Origin of the sequence: Halarchaeum acidiphilum MH1-52-1 (assembly GCF_000474235.1) — an archaeon.
Classification (GTDB): domain Archaea; phylum Halobacteriota; class Halobacteria; order Halobacteriales; family Halobacteriaceae; genus Halarchaeum; species Halarchaeum acidiphilum.
The window spans coordinates 1-2,462 of sequence record NZ_BATA01000130.1 but is presented as its reverse complement, the minus strand read 5'-3'; the positions used below and the strand labels follow the sequence as shown (position 1 = coordinate 2,462).

The 2,462-nt window shown below is 63.5% G+C and carries 1 protein-coding gene and 1 pseudogene; both read left to right on the top strand.

The features are described 5' to 3' along the window. A pseudogene (locus AOZ13_RS13445) lies at positions 1 to 340 on the top strand (hypothetical protein); the annotation flags it as partial. A 273-nt stretch (positions 341 to 613) separates the two neighbouring features. Further along, positions 614 to 2,462 (top strand): SWIM zinc finger family protein (locus AOZ13_RS13440; RefSeq protein WP_049934140.1); only part of this gene is annotated, 1,849 nt, incomplete at its 3' end.

Genomic DNA, 2,462 nt, shown 5'->3' with positions numbered 1-2,462 from the left:
TAGACGTCAACCGCCTCGGGGTCAAGCCCCGAGGCTTGTCAGTGGACTCCCGCTCTATCCGCACAAGTGGACGGGTGTTGATCGGGCGAAAGTCGACGACGCGCTGGAGGAAACGGATCTCCGCGAGAGCGACGTGTATGAGATCGCAGAGAGCGAATACGCGCGAAAGGCGGACGTTGATACGGAAGTCAAAGAGACGCGTCTCCAGAGGTTGAAAGACCGGCTCGCCGCGACCGACGAGGAAACTGCAGCCCTCCAAGAGGAAATCGAGGACCTCGAAGCTCGAATTGAAGAACTCACGAGTTTCGAGACAGGAACCACGTTCCGTACCGACGAGTAAGGTCACCCAATCGCTGAGTCCGACATATATCTGTTACTGACCACGAGAGGAGAGGCTGACGGGAGCGTTTCGGATTGGGGAGGCGGACTTGGGAGTCAAGCGTATCGACCAAGAGTGGACGCCGCTCACCATCTCCGGTTGCGCACACGTAGGAACCCGAGCGAGAGATGACCTGACCGCGGTCACTGACTCGGGGTTCTTCGCGTTCCACGGACTCAAGACGAAACCCAGCATTCACGATTCTCACGCCCGTCTCTCTCAACGATAGCTGCGATGAAGCTCCGCTACTATGCCGGGCCGGACGTCCTCGTTGATCACCGTCGAACGCTCGAACTGCTCGAGTCCGTCGCGGAGACGCACGGAATCCCCGTCGAGGTCGTGCATGTCGAGTCGGGGCTGCCACTTGAGGAGTATCAGGGTCCCGTTGTCGAACGATCACTCGATGACGCGTGGAGTGACTTCACGTACAACTCGACGTTCACAGACGGTGTTGGTGCGCCCGCATCACAGTATTACGGCGACCCCGAGGATATCGTCGGGAACGTCGCGATCGTCGTCGACGGCGACGTCGTGTGGGCGACGCAGTTCTGGGGGACGCATCACGGCTGGGGACCGGTCGATCCCGACCAAACCGCCATCGGGTTCCTCGAACTCGTCGCGGACGATGGAGTGCGAGCGCTCGTCGAACGCGTTCCCCTCGACGACTGGACGCCCGACCTCGACGCCCACGGCCAGAACGCCGATGTCGCCGCGGATGACCACGGCGTCGATGTCGAGAAGCCGACGCGTGAGGAGATCCGCCAGCTCTGCACCGCGCAGTCCTTCGAGCGCGGCGTCGACTACGCCGAGAACGGGCGTGTCCACGAGATCACGGTTTCCGGCAGCGAGGTCCGAGCGCGCGTTCGCGGCTCCCACGACTACACGACGCGCGTCGATCTGGCGGCCGAGGACTTCTTCGGGCGATGCTCGTGTCCGTACGACTACGCCGGCGACTGCAAGCACGTCGTCGCCGTCCTCCTCACGGTCACCGACCGCTTTGCAGAGTTCTTCGGTGAACAGTCCGCGACGGACACACCCACGACCGACGTCGAGGGGGCGCTCGCTGACGCGGACGCAGAGACGATGCGAGCGTTCCTGCGCGATGTCCTCACCGAGAATCCCGATCTCCGTGAACGCTTTCTCGCGACTGTTGGCGACGCGCCCGAGAAGCGAGTCACGGACTACAAGCAGGAGATCGAGCGTGACTTCGACATCGCGGCGGGCCCACATGGACTCGTCGAGTACGATACGCGACTCGACTTCGCGGAGTACTACGACGTCGCCACCGCTCACGAGGAGGCCGGCGAGTACGAGCAGGCGGCGCGCGTCTACCGCGCGCTCGCCGAGACGATACAGGAGAACCTCGATCGAATCGAGGACGCGAGCGGCCACTACCCCGACCACGTCAGGCGGGCCATCAACGGCTACGTCGCGTGCATCCACCAGCAGGACGACCTCGATGCAGAGGATCGAGGAGAGCACATCGACCACCTGATCGACCAGTACGTCGATACCGAACTCGACGAGGTCAGTGAGGCGTACGACGACGCACTCCGCACGCTCTGCACGTCGACGTCGGACTACGAGTACCTCCGCGCGCGACTGGAATCGTACGTCGAAAATCACACGCCCGTCGAGATGGATGCCGTCGGGGCCAATTCGTCGCCCACCGAGGCGACGTCCGAAGAGAGCGAGGCTACGGCGATCACCGATCCGACGCCGCGTCTCGACGTCGAGTGGTTCACGGGCGGCGCACTCGAGAGCGACGTCGATCTTGAGCGCCTCTCGGACGGACCGCTCGACGTGCGCGAGTTCGTCGGAGAAACCCTCGCGGATCGACTCACCGAACAGACCCCTACTCGGCACGCAGCCGGCGGTGGGACGACCGAGTACGCCACCCGAGAACCCCGACTCCGTCCCAGTGACCGGCGTCTCCTCTCGACGTACCTCTGGGTGTTAGATGAACTCGACGCCGGAGAGACGCGTGAGTCAGTGCTCGCAGACGTCTACACGGAGTCGGCGGAGTTCTTCGGCGAGTACGTCGACCACCTCGTCGAGACGGGCGCGTCCGAGCGAGCACGGA